This window comes from Roseburia zhanii, from assembly GCF_014287635.1.
Lineage (GTDB): Bacteria > Bacillota > Clostridia > Lachnospirales > Lachnospiraceae > Roseburia_B > Roseburia_B zhanii.
This window is the reverse complement of record NZ_JACOPH010000001.1, coordinates 482,634-504,975: the sequence shown is the minus strand read 5'-3', so window position 1 is coordinate 504,975 and position 22,342 is coordinate 482,634. Positions and strand designations below refer to the sequence as shown.

Here is a 22,342-nt window from a genome sequence, read left to right as displayed (position 1 = left end):
GTTATTTTACTGTGACTTTTATTTTCTTATAAATACCATTCTGGGCATAGATATAAATGTTACAGCTGCCCTTTTTCTTTGCTTTGACCACACCTTTGCTATTTACTGTTGCGATCTTTGTATTACTTGATTCAAATGCAGCCGCACGGTGACGCATCATATTCTTTGTGGTTTTCTTTTCTGTGACACGTAATGTAAATTTACCACCTTTTTTCAGTTTCACATTTTTCTTATTCAGTGTTAAAGACTTGACATTTCCATACTTGCCGCCTGTTGTTGCAGAATGTATGGTTTTTGAAGTGGAAAGTATCTGTATCTTTCCGTCAGTCACTTTGTATGCCTGAACGATATATTTATAATACGTGCCCTTCTTTAAACTCTTATGTGTATAAGAAGTTGTGCTATTTCCTTTGATGATCGTTAAGACTTTAAACTTATTCTTCTGCTTACCGATGTTGCACTTACCGCCAAATACGACATAACCGTCTGCATCTTTGACTTTATTCCACTTGATCTTATTTGATGTTTTTGCTGCCTTTGTGACTCTTGCAGATAATGCTGCAAATACAGAATTTTTAGATTCCTCTTTATTGCCTGTCGGAAGTCCTGCATTGTCTGTTAAGAAGGCTGCTGCATTTAATGTAACTTCACTTGTGGTATCTTTTGCTGTATCTGTGGTATTTCCAGTTGTATTTCCTGTATTCTGGTTACCCTGTGACGTATCAGGCGGTGTCGGCTGTGGTATATCACCTTTTGTATCCGGTATATATGCCGGCAGTTTCATCTTTGTTGTTGTAGCAGGTGCGATCACGAACTTATCAAATCTTGGTGTAAAATCGTCCTGTAATGCACTGAATTTGTAAGAATTATCATTAGATACTACGATCGTATTGCTGCCTTTTTTCAGTGTCACATCAATAACTGTATTTTTGTAGCTATCCCAGCATAATGTATTTTTGAAATAAACCGTCTGTGGTGTTGTGCCGTTAACTGCGATCTGTGCATAACGCTCTACTAAATCCGTATTGTATGGGTGTACATAGCTGCCACCATCCTGTTTTTTCATCACCGGTGCCGGTTCATCATTTGCATAAGTGACGGAAAGTTTATAATCACCTGCTTCCGGAACTGTAACGGTAAAGGATAATGTATTGTTTTTACCACAGCGGAATCCCTCTACTGCTTTTTCATTCGATGCATAGGCATTTGTGATCACTTTTGGTACGGCTGCACTTCCCGGCAGATAGGTATATGTGTCCCCGGCATCCTGACCGGATAACTGACAATCCTCTGCCTCGATCGTGATCGAATTTCCTTCAGTTGCCTCTGTTACTTCAGTAAAGGTGATCTGATCTAATGTAAGGTCTTTACCTTCAACGCTCATTCCGTTGATACCTGCCGTTAAATATACCATGCCGGAATTCTCATTTCCGATCGTAAGATCTAATAATTTCATCTGATCGACCGTTACGGCTGATTCTGCTTTTGCATCATTTGCATAATGGATACGGTTCTTCTTTAATACGGCTGTTCCATTTCCTTTTGTGCCGACTGCATAATAGCCATCTCTTGGAACGCTTACATAAAATTCTAATGCACCACTTCCAACGGCTGCTCCTGCACCACTGTATGTTTCACTATAAGCAAGTTTATATCCGCTCTGTGATGCAGTGAATTCTTCCGGTTCTACGATAATGACTTTTGCTGTATCCGGTTCATAAACAAGATCGATCTTATCTAATAATGCACACAGCATGGAATTGACATTCTTGCCATTCTGGCTCTCGCCTTTATACATCAACTGCACCGTATGTGTGCCTGCTGTCAGATCCACATAAACGGTCTTGTAATTATAATAGCCCCATTTTACGGTAGAATCATAGACGATCTCCTGTGGTGTACCACCATCTATGGAAAGTGTATGGGTGGAAAGTGCACCAACTGCACGGTTCTGTCCACCTGTTGCAACGTAATCGAGTGTCAGGGCATCCACCTGTGGAGCCTGACTGCTGTAATAGATATTCATACGGTATCTGCCGTCCTGCGGCACATCAACAGTAAATTTCACACCATCGTTTTCCGTATTCATATTTCCTACCTCTGCACGATTTGAACGGGCAAGATCTCCACCGTTTGCTTTTGTATATGCAGTTGCATTTCCGATCAGTTCGGCATCTTCTGCCTCATAGGTCTGTTCATAGTTTTTCTCATAGGCACTGATAGCTGTCACTTTATCACTTGTTGCCGGAGTAATGATCGCAAAATAAGCATCCATCAATTCTGCATCTTTGATGGTAAAGATCAGATTATCGCCGGAAAGTGGCAGATTTCCTTCATATTCCATCGGAATCTCATCTGCAAACCCATGATGTCCGGTATATTTTGTGCTGTAGATCTTAACATGCACCATATCTGCACCTTCAAATGTCTTTGTTGAAGTCAGATTCTCTATGCTTACGGTCTGTTTTCCTGCCTGACCGCCAAACAAACTGTAAACCATCTGTGCATCATCATCGACGCTTGTCAGACCGTATAATCTGCCATATGCACTTGGATTTCCAATATTTTCAAGTGTCAGCGGTGTCTTATTTCCTGTCATCTGTGCATACCATTTGTATACCCACCATGCACCATTTGGTTTATTTGTATCTGCTGCAAGTTCATTCATGGAATTTGCAAGTCCCCAGTATGGCAGGGATGCATACACATCTTCTTCATCGAAGATAGAAAGCCAGTTTACAAGTGCTCCCGGATTTCCTACATCATCAAAGTTTACGGTTTCATTGACAAAGATGACCGGTTCGATCGTAGAGCCTGCATAATAAGTTGCAACCATCTCTTTTACTTCTTTACAGTGGGATGCAAAACTTGTCAGCTTATCTTTCTGTAATTCATGCCATGTGATATATTCCGGCAGACAGTTATTCGTCTTACAGAATGAAAAGAATTTACGGTAAGCACTGCTGTTATAAACAGAGAAATTCGGACCTGCTACTTTTGCATCCGGACAGATATCTTTGATCGTGGTATAGATCGTCAGCCAGTCATTGCACATCTGATCGACTTTGTTGTTATACCAGATACCATCCGGCTCATTGAAGATAACAAAACTGTATTTTGCGATTTCTTCATCACTTTTGCCATCTAACATCTTCGTTACGATCTGCCCTGCTTTTGTATTGTAATCGTCGATTCCGTTTGACTCGTATGGCCACTCTAAATAATAGTCCTGTAAATAGATCTGGATATTTTCCACACCACATTCTTCTAAGTATGGTGTCAGGCGGTAACCATCACCTGATGGATGCTGCTGTCCGTCTGCGGCTTTCTGCACTAAGATCTTAGGCTGGATTGCTTTTATCAGATCTGCAGACGGTACACCGACTTCACTGACTCCGTATAAGAATCCGGTTGAACCATGGAACACTTCACTCTTACTGTTTTTCGGATCTGCATCAAAATGTAAAGTGGAACCATATGATTTTTCCCCGACTGCCTTTCTGATCGCAATCAGAGCTTCATCCACTGCTTTCTGGTCATTTTCTGCTGCTAGTGCTGCATCTGCTGCTGTAATGGCTTGTTCTAATGCTGTTTCACTTTCTGCAGATAATCCGCCTCCGGCAAGCAGACCTTTTGCCTCTGCGGTTTCATTCGCAAGCTGTTCAAGTGAAAATGCAGTATCAGCAGTGATCCCTGTATAATAGACAAGACCTGCAAGTGCTGTATCAATATTTGAGATCAGACGGTTGACATTCGCTTCTGTTACCGGATTTTCAATACCTTCTTCTCCTTCTGCGATTGCATCACTCAATACTTCATAGCTTTCTTTTGTATAAAAACTGATACTCTTTTCTTTTGCTTCTGCCACTTTACTGCGCAGGGATTCTACTACACTGTCCCTGACTGCATAACTGTCATAAGCGGTTTTTGCCTGCTCTTTTGTCAGTGCCGTATTATAAAAACGGAACTCATCTAATTTTGCTTTTAAATCTTTATCTGTCTGATAAACAGAAGAACCGATCGCACAGTATTTGTACTGTTTTAATACCTTTGCACCATCTGCAAATAAAGTACCTAAGATCGCACTCTGATTGCTGTTTCGGTCATAAGTGATCGGAACAGATTCTCCGTCTAAATAAACATCATAGCTTGTCGGTGAAACGCTGATCGTTACATGCTGCCATGTATTTCTTGAAAACTGTTTACTCCAGACTAATTTTAACTGTGCACTCCGGTCCGGAAGATATACAGAGGTATGATAACCACCCTGTCCGCTTCCAAGGTCAGATGCACTTTCACTTCCGGCTACAAATGCAAATTCCGGTGCATTCCAGCTGCCACCACCTGCATCAGAATTCTGTCCATTGACTGTACCGGAAAAGATACGGCTGTACTGGCTTGCATTTCCATCAATATTGATCCAGAATGAAAATGCAAATCCTGCATCTGTTACATCAGAAAACATATCATCCGGCAGCACAAGTCTTCCTTCTTCTGCTCCGTTTGTTGAACCACCCGGCAGGTTTAATACATGGTTGCCACGCACTTCATCTTCCATGACACCAAGTCCTGCCGCACTTCCTTTGATCTCTGCTGTTACCCCTGTTTTTGTACCTTCATTTTCTACCTTATTATCCGTTACTCCCTCATCAAAGGTAAATTCATAATACGGATCAGGTACGGTTACTTCTGCTTTGACATTCTGCGGTATTGGTATCACCATAAGACTTGCCGCAAGTGTCAAAGACAACACTCTTTTGAATACTTTTGCTTTCATAAAAACCTCCTATTTGATTGCTGATCTTACCCCTGTCCTTATTTTACCCTTTCACAGCCCCTACTGTCATTCCTTTTATGAAATATTTCTGCAAAGATAAGAATAAAATAGCGATCGGCAGTACCGATATGACGATTGCTGCCATGGCTGTTGTATAATCACTTGTCTGTGCAGAAAAAAGTGACTGAATGGCTACCGTCAATGTCTTTAACTGCTTCTTGCTCACATACAGACTAGCCAAAAGATAGTCATTCCAGATCTGGAAAGACTGCATGATGATCAGTGTTGCCATTGCCGGTTTTAACAGTGGAAGTACCACGGAAAAATAGGTGCGGAATACGGAACAGCCATCGATTCTTGCAGATTCTTCTAATTCTAACGGAACCGTACTCATAAAACTGTTCATCAAAAATACCCCAAATGAGATTCCTGTTGCCACATACATAAAAATGATCCCATGTCTGGTATTTGTCAGGTTTAACTTATAGCCGATCGTATAGATCGGTAAAAATAATGCCTGATATGGAATCAGTATTCCAATGATAAAATAGATATAGGCAAACTTGAAAAATTTTCCTTTTCCTCTTGCGATCGCCCATGCAGTCGTTCCACATAAGAGTGCTAAGATCAGAACACTTGCTGCTGTGTAAAATAATGTATTTAGAAATGTTGTCTGCATATTTAACTTCTCGAACGCTTTGACATAATTTCCAAACTGTAATGCTTCCGGCAAAGATAACGGACTGTTTAAATACAACTCTCTTTTTGTTTTAAAAGAGTAATTTAAAATGATCGCCAACGGAGATAAGAACAAAATTGCAAGTATGGTCATAATGATCTGTGTCACAAACGTTGCCTTTGTATAAGGTGCTGCTGTGATGTCATCCTGTTTCTTTTTACGTTTTAAAACTGCCATTATGCCTGTACCTCCTTGTTCTTTAATCCTTTGACCTGAATCAGTGCAACTAAAAGCAGCATCAGTACAAGTGTTACTGTCATTGCAGAACCATATCCATACTGTCTGCCATTGATCGCTGTTGTATAGGTCTGATAGATGATAGATGTAGACGCTCTTCCCGGACCGCCCTTAGTTGATGAGATGAGCAGATCATAAACTTTTAAGGAACCTGTCGTAATTCCTACGACACAGATCGTAATTGCCGGTGCTAACATCGGGATTGTCACATGAAAGAAACGCTTGACTGGTCCTGCCCCATCCACGCGTGCAGCTTCATATAATTCTGCCGGAACAGACTGTAATCCCGCTAAATAAATCAGCATCCAGTAACCGATCCACTGCCAGTTATTTGCGATCAGAAGTCCTCCTAATACCGTCTTTGCATTTCCAAATAACATAAAGTTAAAATTTGTGCCAAGCCACTGATTGATCGCTGGCAGTACATTCGAATACATTTTCAGCCATACAAATCCGACGATGACCGCACTGATCAGACATGGGATAAAAAATGCTGCCCGATAAAATTTCTGTGCTTTGATCCCGCTGTCTAATGCGACTGCAAATAACAGCGCACAGATATTCTGTATGATCGTATTGCCGATCGTAAATTTCACCGTAAACCACCATGACTCGATAAATTCCTTATCATGGAATAAATCAATATAATTTTTCAGTCCTATAAACTTCATATTCGCAGACATACCATCCCAGTCTGTCAGTGAATACCGGAATGATAAAAACAATGGAATGATAAGCCCTACGGTAAAGATCAAAAATCCCGGTACTATCAGTATAAAATACTGTCGTGCCAATTTTTTCTCCATTCCAAGATACCGCTTTTCTTTCATCCTGAAGTCCTCCTATCAGCTAGTGATATGAGGCTGCCAGAAATTCAGGCAGCCTCCATGTTGTACAGATCTTAGTTTGCTTTACTTGCTCCTACACGATCATCAGATGCTTTTAATGCATCTTCAAAACTGATCTCACCCTGAAGCCATGATGCAATATATTTTGCATTTTCTTCCTGAAATCCACCCCATACTAACTGGTTATTTCCAAGTGTTACGTCTACGATATCTCCTGATGCTGCATATTTATCAATATCTTCCTGACTTGGGTTTTCAAATGTCGGTGATACATCTTTTAACATAGAAGCTGTCTTTGTATAATCATAGATCTCTGTTGCTAATTCTGTATCTGATGTCAATACGTCTAATACTTTATCGATCGCATCCTGATGTTTGGTTGCCGCACTTGTCATAACTGTGATATTCGGCTCAAAGATCAGTTTGGAATCTCCTGTCTGGTTCGGGAATGGGAAGATACCAAAGTCAAAATTCTCATCAATATCTAAGAAGTTCTGGATCGACCATGAACCGGATACTTTCATAGCTGCTTCTCCTAATACCATCTTTGCATCACAATCTGTCTGCTCTGTAGAGAAGGTTTCCGGGAATGTATTGTCAAAAATCAGTTTGTTATACTGATATGCAGTCTGCATATTTTTATCTTCTGAGAATGATACTTTTCCATCACGGAACTGATCGCCCCAGTCTGGTGTATGATTAAATACATCATTCATCATAAACTGCATCGTGACATTACCGATCGACCATGTATCTACCATATGGCTTGCAAATGGTGTGATTCCTTTTGCATTACAGTCATCAATGATCTTCTGCAGATCGTCCATGGTCTTTGGAATCTCCCAGCCATTTTCTTTAAACATGGTCTTGTTGTAATACACGCCCTGATATAATGCGTTATATACAAGTCCATAGGTACTTCCATCGATCGTAACGTTTTCTCTTGCCGCATCTAAACCTTTGTCAAGATATGTATCATCAATCGTGCCAAGTACGCCAAGCGGTGCATAAGTAGCAACGTCCTGTGCTTTTCCGATCATAATATCCGGCAGTCCTGACTGCATATACTGCTGCATCTTCGGCTGGAAATCATTTCCCCAGTCTACACATTCCCACTCTAAGGTTACTTCAGGATATTTCTCAGCTAATGCTTCATCGATCATATCTTCGATTCCTGCATCTGTTGTGGACTGTCCTGCTAATACGGTAAGTGTCACTTCATCTCCTGCATCATCTGAACTATCCGATGCTTCTGTGCCTTCCTCTTTTGCCGTACCGGTATTTCCACCTGTACTCTCACTTGTGCTGCTGCCACATCCTGCAAATAATCCTGCCATCATCGATAACAGTAACATTGCACTTACTACTTTCCTTCTCATTGTAAAACTTCCTCCTTTGATCATCTTTTTGATAGGCTTATTATAGTCTGTGCATACTTACTGCCATTAGGACTTTCTTGCAAAAAAAAGTTGGTCTTTTTTGACCAACTTTTACTCTGTCATACTCTCGCTGCGGTGCTCATCCGCATAGGTAAGTACATCTTCTAATGTCTGTTTTTTCTGTAACCACAATAATTCCTGCTCTGCAACATCATTCTGAAAAAACCAGATAAGCTGTGTATTTCCGACGGTTGCTTCGATCATCTGCCCGCTGTCCTCATAGGCTTTGATGTCTTTTAAAAGCGGGCTTTGAGAATCTGCGGTATATCCTTTTTTGACACTGAATGTCTGCGTATAATTTAAGATCTCTCCCATCAGTTCTTCATCGGATAAAAGCATCTGAAAAATCTGATCGATCTCATCCGGATATTGTGTATCCGCACTTTTCATAAATGTCATATTCGTTTCGCGTATTAATTTTGCATCTCCGGTCAGGTTCGGATATGGAAAGATTCCATAGGTATCCGATTTTTCATATTGATTGGCAAACTGTAATGACCATGTCCCGGTCACATACATCGCAGCTTCTCCATTGTCAAAACGGTTGTCGCAAACTGCCTGATCGACTGCGAGTGCATCTTCAAAACTGTTCTCTAACACATATCTGCTGCACTCCATACAGGACGCTGCCACTTCGTTTCCCAAAAAGTTCTCCCTGCCACTTCTAAATGCATCTCCCCATGTTGCATCTTTGGCAAAAATGTCATTGAGCATAAACTGCATCGTCATATTTCCGGCTGACCAATTTTCCTGAAAATGTGAAGCGAAAGGCACAACACCATTTGCTTTTAACACTTCTACAATGTTATCTAATTCTTCTCTTGTCTTTGGAACGCCTAGTCCATACTGCTTAAAGATTTCCTTATTATAAATGACTCCCTGATACCACAAATTGTAAGGAATCCCATAGGCAGTTCCATCGATCGTCACGGTATCTTTTGCCGTATCTTCAATATCTTCTAACAATTCCGGTGCGATCGGAGCAATGTTGCCGGTCAGATAATTATGCGTTACATCCTGTGCTTTTCCGATAATGATATCCGGTATATCGCCTGCTGCAAATCTGGCATTTAATTCCGCATCAAAATTATCTCCCCAGTCTACACATTCCCACTCTAAACGGACATTCGGTAAGATCTCTGCTACTTTTTCATCGATCATATCTTCTATCCCTGCATCCGGTGTGGACTGTCCTGCGAGTACGGATAAGCAGATATCTTCCGTTTCTTCGTTACTCTGACTGTATAAATTTCCGCAGGCTGACATCATACATATGATGCCTGCCATAAAAACGATACTCCCTGCTCTTTTCATACGCCATCCTCTTTCATATTCTGACGGTATTCCCTTGGCCCTACGCCCATCATTTTACGAAAAACTTTGTTGAAATAGGTATAGTCATCATATCCGACCATGAATGCGATCTCGGCAAGATTGGTACTGCCCTGCTGCATATATCCGATTGCTTTTTCTATTCTCGTCCTCGACAGATAATGGATCAGATTCTCTCCCATCTCTTTTCTAAATACTTTTGAAAAATAAGAATTTTCCACATGATACCGTTCGGAAAGTCCTGAAAGCGTCAGCGGTTCATAATAATAGGTATCGATATATGCGGCTGCCTGACGGACGATCTCTTTCGTATTCTCACTGCTGCCTTCAGTAGCTGCATCCGCTGCTAATTCGATCATATCTTCTAATACTTCACACAGATATGCCGTATCTAAGGTTTCTACTGCTTTATCGGCAGCTTCTACCATGCCCTCATATTCTACCGGCTGTTTTTTGTCTGCTTTTCCTGCCATACATTCTTCCCATGTACTGACGATCCGCCGCAAGGTCTGTTTCACTTCTAAATACTGCCAGTGCCCACTGTCACAGTGACTCATTCCCACCTGTTCAAATAACATCTTTTTGATGGCATCTTTATTGCCTGATTTTAACAGTGTCCGAAGTTCCTGCATCTGCGATTCGGATATGCGGCTCTTGACGTTTCCCATCTGGTTCTCTTTTGTTCCGGTCGATAATACGACACTCTCTTTCGTATACTCACGCGTCATAAGGAGTGCGACTGCCTGTACATATGCCTGATAGATATTATCCATCGAACAGGTATTTTCATTTAATACCATAGATACCGGTGAAGTTGTGATCTGCTTTAATTCTTCTGATAATGCCTTTGCTTTCGTGAGTAACAGCCTGCTCTCCGCTTCTGACATCAGGATAAACTCATTTGAGCGGTAAATATGGTTAAAGATCACAACGTCTTCTAAATGCATATATTCACGGATCACTTCTTTTAAATGCAAAGACAGACGGTTTCTGTCATAACCATAGGTTTCTGCGATACCGGACATATCATGGAACTTTATCAACAACAGTTTTGCCCCTGTAAAATCCACTTTGCTGTTCATTGTGATATCCGGTGTCAGTGCCATTTCCCGCTGTTCTAATAACTGGGAAAATTCTCGATCCTGTATCAGTGAAGATGCCCTTAACAGCATTTCTCTTTCATTTTCTTTTTCTCTCTGCTCCCTGTTACGCTGTGCGACGATATCAAGCGCTTTTACGATCGCATTGACAAGGTCGATGCGGCTGACTGGTTTTACCAGATAATTGATCGATCCGGCTAAAAAGGATTCTTTGACATACTCAAAATCATCATAGCCGCTGATCACAAATGGAATGGTATCGGGATATTCCTCCTGTATCTTACGCAGCAGGTCAACTCCGGTTAAAAATGGCATGTTAATGTCTGTGATCAGTATGTCGGGACGCTCTGTCTCCATTCTGCTTAGCACTTCTTCCCCGTCCTGTGCCGGTTCTAACAGTGTCAGTCCATAGCTTTCCCAGTCGATCATCGTTCTTAATTTTTCCCTTGTCCAGTATTCATCATCTGCAATCAGTATCTTAAACTTCTCCATAGCTTATTCCTCTTTTACATTCTGCGGAATCTTTAATGTCACGCAGGTTCCTTCTCCTTCTTTGCTGCTGATCTTAATACCATATTCTTCCCCATACAACATCTTCATACGCATATGTATATTATATATTCCGATCGATCTTACACTTTCTGTTTCTAAGAGGCTTTTGACTTTCTCCTCCGGCATACCCACACCATTGTCTTCTACCGTGATCTCCATCTCCTCCCCGATGGCTTTTGCCCTGATACAGATACATTTCTCCCTTCTGCTGTTTCTCAAACCATGATTTAATGCATTTTCCGCAAGCGGCTGGATCGAAAGCCTTGGAATCTCTGCTTTTAAAACCTCCTCTGCAATGTCAAATACATAATTGACATGATCCTGCATCCGTACGTCCATGACATAGATATAATTCTTTAAATGCGTCATTTCTTTTGCGATCGTAGATAGCGGATGCTTCATATCTAAACTGTAACGGAAAATATTCGATAAAGACTGACAGAGTGCTTCGACCTGCCTGCAGTTCTGCATCTGTGCAATACTTCCCATCGTATCTAGCGTATTATAGAGAAAATGCGGATTGATCTGTGCCTGTAGAGCATTATATTCTGCCTTATTTAACAGCAGTTTTGTCTTATATTCCCTGCCGATCAGTTCTTCGATCGTATCAAGCATCTCATTGAAGTTCTGCCCTAATATTCCGATCTCATCTTCTTTTAAGACCTTCATCCTGAGTCTGGTGTCGCCCTCTTTGATCTTCTTGGCCGTATCTGTCATTTCTTCTAACGGTCTGGTCAGTGTCTTTGTAACAAAATAGGCAACTGCCATTGCCGCTGCAAACATGGCAATTAAGATCAATGCTAAATTGCTCGCTAGGATCTTCTGGTTCTCATAGAACATCTCCTGTGGCATTAGGGAATATGCCCCAAAATTATATTTATCCTGCTCTACTTGAAAAAAGACGCGGCTGCCGGACTCGATCGTTTTTTTATCCCCCTGCCTGCCGGCACTGATGCTCTTTTGAAATTCTTCTAAGACAGCTTTTTCATTCGCATCGATCGTTCCATAACTGACTGCCGGACGATCTCCCATCGGCTGAAACCACAGATACATATCTTCGCTGCTGCAGTATTTTTTCATAATCTCAAGAAGTGTCTTGCTGTCTACATCACATACCACATAGCCAATCGTATTTCTTGAATTGCCATTGCTATAAAATTTGAGTACAAAACGCAGAATCTCTTTTTCCCTTGCTGTATTATAATAAGAAGATATCATCATATCGGTTCTCTCAGATGCCACATATTCTTTTACCACATCTGCATGGTAATCTTTATCCGTTTCATAAATATCTAACGGATAATTATGCTTTGGCGTGACTGCCCGTCTGTAGGTACTGATGATCTCATTTTCCATGTTATACAGATACAATGCGACTACACCATCTGTCGTTTCAAAATGGCTCGTTGCTAAATTATAGGCTTCTCTCGGATATTTTTCACGCAGGACTTCAATATCCGTTTTTTCTTTTAAGTCGTGCATAAATTCTCTTTCATTATAACTCTCGATCAGTACCTTTTCGATCCTTTTGATCAGATCAAAGACATCTTCCTGCATATTTTCTAAAGAGTGAAAGCTCTCATTTTTTGCCTGCTTATAGATCATCTTCGACGAACTTAATTCAAACAGTATCATCTGTAAGATCAGTGCTGAAAATGTAACCCCTAAACATAACAACAGTATCTTTGTATGCATCCTCCATGTACGTTTCATAAACTCCTCCATATAAAAAAGATAGGAACAGCAGTTTTCTTCTGTTATCCCTATCTTATCATCTTACTATATTTTTGTATATTGTACTTTTTTGCAATGGAAGTTGGACTTTTTTGTTACTTTTTTTACAACTCTCCACCTTCTACAACAAGGTTTTCTGCGTCTACACTTTCACCATAAACAGGTGCTAAAGTTTCTTCAAAGTCTTTGTGGAAAAATTCTTCGTCTGCAAGTCCTTTGATCTCGTCGTCGATCCAGTTTAATAAATCTGTATTGCCTTTCTGTACTGCCGGTGCGATGGAATCTGCACTACCTACAGATTCCACACCTACAGTAAATCCCGGATTCTGGAGTGCCCATGCTAATACTTCTGTATTGTCTGTAGAGAATGCATCTCCCCTGCCGTCTAAGAGTGCATCGTATGCTTCCTGATATTCGTCAAATTTTAACAGGTTAATGTCCGGATAATTTTCACCGAAGTATGTTTCTGCTGTTGTACCTTTTACAACGATCAGTGTCTTACCGTTTAACTGCTCTACATCTGTGATCTCATTAGCATCCGGTGATACGATACCAAGTGATACTTTCATGTACGGAAGCGCAAAGTCTACTTTTTCTGCCCTTTCATCTGTAACCGTGAAGTTTGCTAAAATGATATCTACTTTTGCGGACTCTAAGTATTCTACACGGTTTGCTGCTTCTACATAAACAAATTCCACAGCATCATCACTTCCTAACAGATCTTTTCCGATCCGTTTTGCAAAGTATACATCATACCCCTGCACTTCTCCATTTTCATCTACATAACCAAAAGGGTTTTTATCACTGAAGACACCGATCCTGATCTTACCGTCTTCTTTGATCTCATCTAAAGTTCTTGCCTGTGCCCTCTTACCTGCATCTTCTGCAACTGCTTCACTGCCTGCTGTTGTATTTGCTGCATCTGTGCTGTCTGCTGATGTGCTGCCGCAGCCTGCAAATACACCGGCTAATACTGTAACTGCTAAAATGACACCTAAAATTCTCTTTTTCATAATGTTTTTCCTCTTTTCTTTTTTATTCTTATTTATCTTCTAACGCCTCATAATGGAAGGTGTTTAGAAATCTCTTTGCACGCTCGGTCTTTGGTTCCCCAAAGAATATTTCCGGCGGTTCTTCTTCTATGATCTCTCCCTGATCTAAAAAAATCACACGGTCTGCAACTGCTTTTGCAAAATCCATTTCATGGGTGACGATCAACATGGTCATGCCTTCTTTTGCAAGTTCTAAAACAACCTGTAATACTTCCCGTACCATTTCAGGATCAAGGGCTGCTGTGATCTCATCTAACAGCAGGACTTCCGGATGCATGATCAATGATCTTACAATCGCTACACGCTGCTTCTGTCCACCGGAAAGCTGTCTTGGGTACATATCTTTCTTTTCTGCAACACCGACTCTTGCTAATAACTTTTCTGCTTCTGCCTTTACTTCTGCTTTGTTACGTTTCTGCACAAGAAGCGGTGCTAACATGACATTTTCTAATACAGTCTTGTGTGGGAACAGTTCATAACTCTGGAATACCATTCCTATTTTTTCCCTGTATTTTGGAAGTGCTTTTGCACTGATATCTATTTTTTTACCATCTAATAAGATCTCTCCACTATCAATCTGCTCTAAGAAATTCAAACATCTAAGAAATGTGCTCTTTCCACAGCCTGACGAACCTACGACAACGACTACTTCTCCTTTTTTTATGGAAAAATTAATCTCATTTAAAACTGCAGAACCTCCATCGAAGGATTTTGTCAGCTTCGATACTTCTAAAATTGTTTCTGCCATGATTTGATTCTCCTAACTTTGTAATTTTTTCTCTAATGCAGCAGATAATTTGGAGATTGGGAAACATACTGCAAAATACAGTAAGAAGATCACTCCGTAAATGGAAAGTGCTGCATTCGGATTCTGGTAACGTGAGGCATCAATGATCTGTTTGCCGACTTTTACCACTTCTACCACACCGATCAATACTACTAACGATGTTGTCTTTATCATACGTGTCAGAAGATTGACTGCGGAAGGTAAGAGCCTTCTGATCGTCTGTGGAAGAATGATCTGTAAATATACCTGTGTTTTGTTCAGTCCTAAGCTGTAAGCACTTTCATACTGATGCTTTGGAACTGCGATCAATGCGCTTCTGACTAAATCTCCCATCTCTGCGGTGCCCCAGAAGGTAAATACGATCACTCCTGCGATCTCACCGGAAATGTTGATTCCTAAATGTTTTGCTGCTCCAAAATAAACTAAAAATAACAATACCAGTTGCGGCATGATCCGCACGATCTCTAAATAGATCCTGCATATCAGACGGACGATGCGGTTTTTCGAGGTCATGATCATTCCAAGGAGAAAGCCTAATAATATGGAAAAGACCATTGCGATCAGTGCTAATCTGACGGAAACCCAAAGACCTGCTAAAAGTCTGATAAAGTTATTTCCTTTAAACAGAACTTCAATTCCCAAATCCTGCATACCGCACTCTCCTTTCCAACCATGATGTTACTAACGATATCGGCAGTAAAATGATCAGATAAGCAATGACTAACATCAGTAATGCTTCGTCTGTATTATAGTAAAGTCCGATCAGATCCTTTGTCACATACATCAGGTCTGCTAATGCAACTGCACTGAATACGGAAGTTTCTTTGATCAGAAAGATCATATTCGCACAGAATACCGGAACACTCGTTGCAACCGCCTGCGGAAGTATGATCCTGAAAAATGTCTGTTCTCTGGTGAGTCCTAAACTGTATGCACTTTCTCTTTGTATCTGTGGAACACTGTCAATTCCTGTACGGAATCCTTCTGCCATATAGCTGCCGCCTAAAAAGATCAGACCGGCGGTCGCACAGGCTTTTGAGCTTAATACAATGCCTAACTTCGGCAGTCCGAAATACAGGAAAAATAACTGTATCAGTAATGGTGTATTTCTCGATAGCTCAATATAGATCTGTACAATCTCTTTTAAGACCGGAAGTTTTAATTCTTTGATCAGGCTGCAGATCAATCCGACGATCAATGCACCGATGATCCCATATATGGCAATGCGAACAGTCAATCCTGCTGCCTCTACATACATGGGTATATGTGAGGATATAAATTCTAAATCCATGATTTCCTCCGAATATTTCTTATTCATAGTATTTCAATAGGAATACTATGATGTGTACTATACACCCTTTCTATTTTCTTGTCAATTCTACTTTCGATATTTGTTTATATGCCTTTTTTATACTTAGTTATAGTTTTTTGTTATAACGCTTTCATTGACGGTCTAGCATTTTTCAGATATAGTTATACAAGGTAACATCGTAACTGCAAAAACATCTGACAGTTATGGAAAACAAAAGAAAAGAGGAAAGAACCTTGGCACACTTTACCAAAAAAGCGATCATAGTAACTTTCTTAGAACTTTTAAACAAATATTCCCTTGATAAGATCACCGTCAAAGATATCGTAGATACCTGCGGTGTCAACCGGAATACTTTCTACTATTATTATAAGGATATCTATGATCTTATTGATGATGTATTTGCCATCGAGATCAACCGTGTGATCAATGATGAAACGCATTATGATACCTTTTATGATGAACTGCACCGGGTTGCACTTTTAGCAGTTGAAAATAAAACTGCGATCGCACATATCTACTATTCTAAAAGCCGTGACGTGTTAGATAACTATCTGTTTACGATCTCTAAGAATCTGGTGAAAAATTTTGCAAGATCAGAGATTGACCGTCAGCAGCTGATTGATACCGATATTGAATTTGTGTGCGATTTTTATGCACATTCGCTTGTCGGCATTATCTTAGACTGGATCAAAGGAAGTTCACAGACGGATTCCGTGGAATTTCTAAAAAAGATCGCAGTTGTATTAGAAAGCACCCTGCCGGTCGCATTAAGAGATACTTCTGTTTGTGATAAAGTCTGATCTTCAGACACTTTTGTAATAATGCTTAGTTTTTGGGCAAACTACGGACAATGTATGATTTTTCTGCATTGTTCTTTTTTTGTCCGTTTTAAAATGATGAAAAGGTTTATATACTATATAGAATGATACAAGGGGCAAAAATCATAACTTGTTCCTGCTTGCAGGATAAAAGTTATGCTTTACTGCCCCGAACACACATGAGGAAGTAGTCATTTTCCCTGGAAAATGAACGGATTCCGAATGGGTGTAGAATTGCGTGAGTTGCAAAGCAACGGAGCAATTCGTATATCATATAGTAATTTCATAGATTATATAGAATTATCTGTAAAAAACACATCAAAAAGGAGTTTATTATGAACACAATGACACATGCAGCAGGAAGGCTTGCATTTTCAACAGGAATTGATGCCATACTTCGCGATGTTAAGAAAAACAGAGAAGAAGGTATCATAAAATTAGTAGATTTAATGGAAAAATATATGAGCGGTGAGAAGTTAGATATCAACTACGACACCGTACGGGAAATGTTTTGCGATAAAGACTGTACCTTAAATAAATACACGAACCGGCTTTTAGATGAAATTGATCCTCATGTACTTAAGACTACTGCATTAAACCTTGGTTATGAAGCATTCTTTTACGGCACAAAAACGATCCGTAAAATGCGTACCATTCATCATTGCAACATTCCGTGGCTGATCTTAATGGACCCGACAAGTGCCTGTAACCTGCACTGTACCGGCTGTTGGGCAGCAGAATACGGCAACCGCTTAAACTTATCTTTGGAAGAAATGGATCATGTTGTTACGCAGGGAAAAGAACTCGGTACTTATCTGTATATGTTTACCGGCGGCGAACCGCTTGTCCGCAAAGCAGATCTGATAAAGCTCTGTGAAAAACATAAAGACTGTGCATTTTTAGCATTTACAAACGGTACATTAGTCGACGAAGAATTCTGTAAACAGATGCAGAAAGCAGGAAATCTCTATCTTGCGATCAGCTTAGAGGGATTTTCAGAAGTAAACGATCTTCGTCGTGGTGAAGGTGTCTTTGCAAAAGTGATGGATGCCATGACTTTATTAAAGCAGCATGGATTGATTTTCGGTACTTCTATCTGTTATACTTCTAAGAACATTGAAACAGTAACCAGTGATGAATTTATCGATCTTATTATTGAAAATGGATGCCGTTATGCATTATACTTTCATTATATGCCGGTGGGAAATGATGCTGATGTCAGCCTTCTCCCTTCCGTCAGCCAGCGGAAATATATCTATAAAAGAGTCCGTGAAATACGTGATATGAAACATGGCAAAGGTCTGTTTACGATGGATTTCCAGAACGACGGTGAATTTGTCGGCGGCTGTATCGCAGGTGGCAGGAACTATTTCCATATCAATGCCAATGGTGATGCAGAACCTTGTGTATTTATCCACTATTCGGGTGCAAATATCCGTACCAATACACTGTTAGAATGTTTAAAACAGCCATTATTTATGGAATATTACAACAACCAGCCATTCAATGAGAACCACTTAAGACCTTGCCCGATGTTAGAAAACCCTGAAATTCTTCAGAGAATGGTTGCAAAAACCGGTGCAAAGTCTACCGATCTACAATCACCGGAAAGTGCAGAACATTTATGTGAAAAATGCCATGCATATGCAAAGGAGTGGGCAGTTAGTGCAGATCAATTATGGAAAGAATCCAAACACATTAAGCACGCATACGAAAACTACAAACAAAAAGAATAGATCTTCCATCATCAAATGGCTGATCCTTCTTCTGATGCTTTTTGCCGCCCTCTATTTCTACAGGGATTCCCTGCATGATATCTTCGAGGGTGTCAAAGCTTTGTCCGCAAAAACGATTTGTGTTACTTTTTTATTTTCTTTTGTTTATTTTATTACAGAAGGGCTTATCATAACGATCATGGCTAAGCCCTTTTCTGCATCTTTTCATTTTTATAATGGAGTATCGACTGCTTATATCTGTGAATTTTACCGTCTTTTGACGCTTGGCAGCGGTGCCGGCATTGCTGAATTGTATTATCTGCAAAAAGGCGGAGTGTCTTATCCGAATGGAATCGGGATCTCCATGTTACAGTTTGTGATGAAAAAGATCGGTATTATGACTTTTGGCGTGATCGGATTTTTCTTTCTCTTACAGCGTCCGGTCACAAAAGAAGTGCTGCACAGCTATTACGGTGCGATGGCAGGCGGCTGTGTCGTTACGATCCTGATCGTTGCCGCACTTTTGATCGTCACATTATCAGATGCTGTCAAAAATCTGTTTTTACGCATCTTAGAGCGTATCGGAAATAAATTTGTAAAATATCAGGAGAAGTTAGAAAAACTCTCTGAAAACCTGATCCTTTTAAATGCTGCCGGCAAGGAAGTTCTGACACATAAACTGCGTTTTCTTGTGATCATATTATTAAACCTGTTTAAATTTTTTGCGATCTATGCGATCCCTGCCTATGTTCTGATCGGACAGTGTACGCTCTCTGTAACGGAGGGCATTATGTTAATGGCAATCTCCTATATGCTTGCCGGTGTCCTGCCTGCACCTTCGGGTATCGGCTCCTTAGAATTTGTCTTTTTACTGTTCTTTACCCGTTTTGCCAAGGAAAGTACGGCTGTTCCGGCTATCTTAGTATTCCGGCTGATGATATGGATCGTTCCGTTCGTGATCGGAGGAATTTTGTCGCTCTTTCATGCTTCGCCAGCTAAAAAATCCGTATAGGCCGTCTACAAAAACTCCGATCAATTTACGCATACTCTCTCTCCCTTATCTATCCCTCATTCTGCCATATACGATCTGGTAATACTGATGGGATGTCACCTTATACACAAGTGCATACACGATAAAGAAAATGATGCACACAACAAGCAGTGACATGCCAAATGTAAACATATCCATGATCAATACCATCTTTAAAAACAGACAGATGATCTTACTTGCCACTATGATATGCAGCATTGCTACAGCTACCGGCAGGAAAAACAATATCATGACCTGTCTTTTGATCGAACGTTTTGCCTCTTTTTCGGTCAATCCGACTTTTGCAAGAATCTCAAATCTCTTCTGGTCTTCATATCCTTCTGACATCTGTTTATAATAAATGATCATCACCGTTGCCATCAAAAACAGGACTGCTAAAAAGATACCTACAAAAAATGCACCGCCATACAGATTATAAAAGAACTTCTCGTCCATACTTTTAAAATGCAATTCTGCATCCGGCAACCTCTTTAAGATAACCGTTTCAAATTTATCCATCTCCTCCTGCGTCAATGTATCTTTTGTATTACACCCAAGATAAATACGATTACGCTGCTGGTTACTATTTTTTCCCATGATCTGATCGATCTGTGACTGTTCCGGAAATACAAGGATCACTCTGTCAAACAGTGTCATACTTGCATCAAGTATATAATACATGGTCTTATAATCTACTTCTCCTGCAATCTGGTAAGTGGTTCCAAATAATGCAAGTGATTTCCGGCTTTTTACGGAAGCATTAGAATCATATAACAATACTTCATTTTCCGATAAGTGGATGTCTTTATTTGTATAATGATTATAATTCTCTAAAGATACCAGATACATATCTGCACAATCTGAAATCTGCATCATGGCATTTGCATCTGTATAAGAGAATCCAGAATCTGTTTTCTTTGCAAATACTGTATCATATTTCCGGTATATAAGATCGGCACATGTCGTACCTACAGCGTCTGCTGCATCCCTGACTGTATTCTTATATGCAGTTTCATCTGCCTGTGCGGCATCCTCTGTAACGAGTTTAATATCCGTTGGATACAGATCACTGATATTTTTCTCTCCTAACATCATAAGAGAGGAACCACAAGCTAAGAGCAGCATAACACCTGTAGATAAAATACAGATTGACGCAAGACCTGCCGCATTATGTTTCATTCGAAACATCAGGTTGGATACGCTGATAAAGTTTTTTGTTTTAAGATAAAATTTCCGGTTCTTTTTTAATACTTTCAAAATGAATATACTTCCTGCAATAAACAGGCAGTAAGTTGCAATAATGACAAGCAGGATACTGACAAACAGGATATTGATCGCATCAAAAGTGCTGTTCGTTGTCAGAGCCAGATAATAACCTGCGGCTAATGTCACGATTCCGATCACAAATGATAATATCTTGATCTTCGGCTCTTTTTCACCAGTCTTATCACTCCGTAATAATTCCATCGGATTTCCAACACGGATAGAGCTGACATTATAGATCAGACAAACTGCATAGATAACAACAAAAACAAGCAGTGTCTTTTTAAAAGCGATCATGGAAAATAACATTCCATCTACTGACGGCTGATGAATGATCTTATATAATACTAACAGCATCAGTTTATTTAAAAATGTACCACATATCAGTCCCATTCCGATACAGACACATGCATGGATCACGCTTTCCATTACCATAATCGTTGTGATATTTCTTTTTGACATTCCAAGTACGCCATACAATGCCATCTCTTTTTTACGTCCACGGATCATAAACTGATTTGCATAAAAAATGAAAAGTGCTGCAAAAACAACTGTGATCTGGCTGCTTAAGTTTAACATGATCGCAATGGTCTGTGCCCCATAAAAAGCTTCTTTGCCATCCATATAGATATATGGGCAGTATGCTAATGATGTTAAGATATAAAAGATCATTACGGTAAACGTTCCTGCAACAAGAAACGGTACTAACGTTTTCTTATTTTTCTGCATACCTGAAAGGACGAATTTTGTGAGAAGCTTATGATTCACTCTCATCGCCCCCTCTCATCAGTACTGTAACGGAATCGCAGATCTTATCGAGCAGTTTTGCTCTTGTCATCGTACCTCTGTAAAGCTGATGGAATACTTCTCCGTCTTTGATAAACATGATCCGATCAGCATAACTTGCAGCTACATTACTATGGGTTACCATCAGGATCGTTTGTCCATTTTCATTGATCTTACGAAGCTGTTTTAACAGGTTTGTCGATGATTTGGAATCTAAGGCTCCGGTCGGTTCATCGGCAAATAACATCTTCGGATCAGAAATGATCGCCCTGGCTACTGCTGTTCTCTGTTTCTGTCCTCCCGATACTTCGTATGGATATTTTTTTAATAATTCTGCAATGCCTAGCTGTTCTGCTACGATTCTGACTTTTTTATCCATGTCATCCGGGGATTCGCCTGCTAATACGAGCGGCAGCTTGATATTATCTTCGATTGAAAAATTATCTAATAAGTTAAAGTCCTGAAAGATAAATCCTAAGTTCTCTCTCCTGAATACTGCACGTTCATTATCTTTTAGTGTTGTATAATCTTTTCCTTCGATCAGAACTTTTCCTACTGTCGGACGGTCTAAACATGCTAAAATATTTAACAATGTTGTCTTTCCACTTCCTGATTCTCCCATGATCGCAACAAACTCTCCCGGCTCTACGGTAAAGTGCACATCACGAAGTGCTGTGACTTCTTCTCCTCCCATTCTTGTTTTGTATATCTTCTTGACATGATTTACTTCTAAGATTGCCATTGTTCCATGTTCTCCTCTCTAAACCTCTTTGTTTTGTTCTTTCATGGTTACATCATAACAAAAAAGGAAATGTTCTGCC

16 protein-coding genes are annotated in these 22,342 nt (G+C 40.1%); 3 read left to right on the top strand and 13 right to left on the bottom strand.

What is annotated here, in order from left to right; all coding sequences use genetic code 11:
• Position 1: 1 nt before the first annotated feature.
• The 11 genes from H8S17_RS02250 to H8S17_RS02200 form a co-directional block, all read right to left on the bottom strand.
• Positions 2–4,777 (bottom strand): LamG-like jellyroll fold domain-containing protein, encoded by a 4,776-nt coding sequence (locus tag H8S17_RS02250; protein ID WP_186866048.1) that lies wholly within the window; start codon positions 4,775–4,777, stop codon positions 2–4.
• A gap of 43 nt (positions 4,778–4,820) precedes the next feature.
• Positions 4,821–5,693: a carbohydrate ABC transporter permease gene (locus H8S17_RS02245; protein ID WP_186866047.1), complete on the bottom strand. Its 873-nt coding sequence runs from the start codon at positions 5,691–5,693 to the stop codon at positions 4,821–4,823.
• A complete protein-coding gene (locus tag H8S17_RS02240) occupies positions 5,693–6,583 on the bottom strand; it encodes a carbohydrate ABC transporter permease (protein WP_186866046.1) in 891 nt (296 codons plus the stop codon). The genes H8S17_RS02245 and H8S17_RS02240 overlap by 1 nt, the downstream gene beginning before the upstream one ends.
• 71 nt (positions 6,584–6,654) lie before the next feature.
• Positions 6,655–7,980 carry an ABC transporter substrate-binding protein gene (locus H8S17_RS02235; RefSeq protein WP_186866045.1) on the bottom strand — a complete coding sequence of 442 codons (1,326 nt, stop codon included), beginning with the start codon at positions 7,978–7,980 and terminating at the stop codon, positions 6,655–6,657.
• A 111-nt stretch (positions 7,981–8,091) separates the two neighbouring features.
• The gene (locus tag H8S17_RS02230) at positions 8,092–9,354 is read right to left on the bottom strand and encodes an ABC transporter substrate-binding protein (protein WP_186866044.1); all 1,263 of its coding nucleotides are present in this window, start codon (positions 9,352–9,354) and stop codon (positions 8,092–8,094) included.
• Complete coding sequence (locus tag H8S17_RS02225; RefSeq protein WP_186866043.1) at positions 9,351–10,964, bottom strand: response regulator transcription factor; 1,614 nt, start codon at positions 10,962–10,964, stop codon at positions 9,351–9,353. The genes H8S17_RS02230 and H8S17_RS02225 overlap by 4 nt, the downstream gene beginning before the upstream one ends.
• Before the next feature lie 3 nt (positions 10,965–10,967).
• Positions 10,968–12,737: a sensor histidine kinase gene (locus H8S17_RS02220; RefSeq protein WP_186866042.1), complete on the bottom strand. Its 1,770-nt coding sequence runs from the start codon at positions 12,735–12,737 to the stop codon at positions 10,968–10,970.
• Between the two features lie 125 nt (positions 12,738–12,862).
• Positions 12,863–13,771 (bottom strand): cysteine ABC transporter substrate-binding protein, encoded by a 909-nt coding sequence (locus H8S17_RS02215; RefSeq protein WP_186866041.1) that lies wholly within the window; start codon positions 13,769–13,771, stop codon positions 12,863–12,865.
• A 28-nt stretch (positions 13,772–13,799) separates the two neighbouring features.
• Positions 13,800–14,558 (bottom strand): amino acid ABC transporter ATP-binding protein, encoded by a 759-nt coding sequence (locus H8S17_RS02210; RefSeq protein WP_207723344.1) that lies wholly within the window; start codon positions 14,556–14,558, stop codon positions 13,800–13,802.
• A gap of 12 nt (positions 14,559–14,570) precedes the next feature.
• Complete coding sequence (locus H8S17_RS02205; protein ID WP_186866040.1) at positions 14,571–15,248, bottom strand: amino acid ABC transporter permease; 678 nt, start codon at positions 15,246–15,248, stop codon at positions 14,571–14,573.
• Positions 15,229–15,888, bottom strand: coding sequence for an amino acid ABC transporter permease (locus tag H8S17_RS02200; RefSeq protein WP_186866039.1), 660 nt, complete (start codon positions 15,886–15,888; stop codon positions 15,229–15,231). Before H8S17_RS02200 ends, H8S17_RS02205 begins: the two co-directional genes overlap by 20 nt.
• Positions 15,889–16,142: 254 nt before the next feature.
• Here H8S17_RS02200 and H8S17_RS02195 point away from each other — a divergent pair, with 254 nt between their 5' ends.
• From H8S17_RS02195 to H8S17_RS02185, 3 genes are all read left to right on the top strand, one after another.
• Positions 16,143–16,709, top strand: a complete 567-nt coding sequence (locus H8S17_RS02195) for a TetR/AcrR family transcriptional regulator (protein WP_186866038.1) — start codon at positions 16,143–16,145, stop codon at positions 16,707–16,709.
• Positions 16,710–17,062: 353 nt separating this feature from the next.
• On the top strand, positions 17,063–18,463 hold the full coding sequence (locus tag H8S17_RS02190; protein ID WP_186866037.1) for a radical SAM protein: 1,401 nt from the start codon (positions 17,063–17,065) through the stop codon (positions 18,461–18,463).
• Positions 18,393–19,454: a lysylphosphatidylglycerol synthase transmembrane domain-containing protein gene (locus H8S17_RS02185; RefSeq protein WP_186866036.1), complete on the top strand. Its 1,062-nt coding sequence runs from the start codon at positions 18,393–18,395 to the stop codon at positions 19,452–19,454. Before H8S17_RS02190 ends, H8S17_RS02185 begins: the two co-directional genes overlap by 71 nt.
• A 45-nt stretch (positions 19,455–19,499) precedes the next feature.
• Here H8S17_RS02185 and H8S17_RS02180 read toward each other — a convergent pair whose 3' ends face one another.
• Together H8S17_RS02180 and H8S17_RS02175 are read right to left on the bottom strand one after the other, a co-directional pair.
• Positions 19,500–21,503 (bottom strand): ABC transporter permease, encoded by a 2,004-nt coding sequence (locus tag H8S17_RS02180; RefSeq protein WP_186866035.1) that lies wholly within the window; start codon positions 21,501–21,503, stop codon positions 19,500–19,502.
• Positions 21,493–22,263, bottom strand: a complete 771-nt coding sequence (locus H8S17_RS02175; protein ID WP_186866034.1) for an ABC transporter ATP-binding protein — start codon at positions 22,261–22,263, stop codon at positions 21,493–21,495. Before H8S17_RS02175 ends, H8S17_RS02180 begins: the two co-directional genes overlap by 11 nt.
• Positions 22,264–22,342 lie beyond the last annotated feature (79 nt).

What these genes read in the sequence shown, in the direction of transcription:
- H8S17_RS02250 (WP_186866048.1), bottom strand. Translation starts at nt 4,777, where the DNA reads ATGAAAGCAAAAGTATTCAAAAGAGTGTTGTCTTTGACACTTGCGGCA.
- H8S17_RS02245 (WP_186866047.1), bottom strand. Translation starts at nt 5,693, where the DNA reads ATGGCAGTTTTAAAACGTAAAAAGAAACAGGATGACATCACAGCAGCA.
- H8S17_RS02240 (WP_186866046.1), bottom strand. Translation starts at nt 6,583, where the DNA reads ATGAAAGAAAAGCGGTATCTTGGAATGGAGAAAAAATTGGCACGACAG.
- H8S17_RS02235 (WP_186866045.1), bottom strand. Translation starts at nt 7,980, where the DNA reads ATGAGAAGGAAAGTAGTAAGTGCAATGTTACTGTTATCGATGATGGCA.
- H8S17_RS02230 (WP_186866044.1), bottom strand. Translation starts at nt 9,354, where the DNA reads ATGAAAAGAGCAGGGAGTATCGTTTTTATGGCAGGCATCATATGTATG.
- H8S17_RS02225 (WP_186866043.1), bottom strand. Translation starts at nt 10,964, where the DNA reads ATGGAGAAGTTTAAGATACTGATTGCAGATGATGAATACTGGACAAGG.
- H8S17_RS02220 (WP_186866042.1), bottom strand. Translation starts at nt 12,737, where the DNA reads ATGAAACGTACATGGAGGATGCATACAAAGATACTGTTGTTATGTTTA.
- H8S17_RS02215 (WP_186866041.1), bottom strand. Translation starts at nt 13,771, where the DNA reads ATGAAAAAGAGAATTTTAGGTGTCATTTTAGCAGTTACAGTATTAGCC.
- H8S17_RS02210 (WP_207723344.1), bottom strand. Translation starts at nt 14,558, where the DNA reads ATGGCAGAAACAATTTTAGAAGTATCGAAGCTGACAAAATCCTTCGAT.
- H8S17_RS02205 (WP_186866040.1), bottom strand. Translation starts at nt 15,248, where the DNA reads ATGCAGGATTTGGGAATTGAAGTTCTGTTTAAAGGAAATAACTTTATC.
- H8S17_RS02200 (WP_186866039.1), bottom strand. Translation starts at nt 15,888, where the DNA reads ATGGATTTAGAATTTATATCCTCACATATACCCATGTATGTAGAGGCA.
- H8S17_RS02190 (WP_186866037.1), top strand. Translation starts at nt 17,063, where the DNA reads ATGAACACAATGACACATGCAGCAGGAAGGCTTGCATTTTCAACAGGA.
- H8S17_RS02175 (WP_186866034.1), bottom strand. Translation starts at nt 22,263, where the DNA reads ATGGCAATCTTAGAAGTAAATCATGTCAAGAAGATATACAAAACAAGA.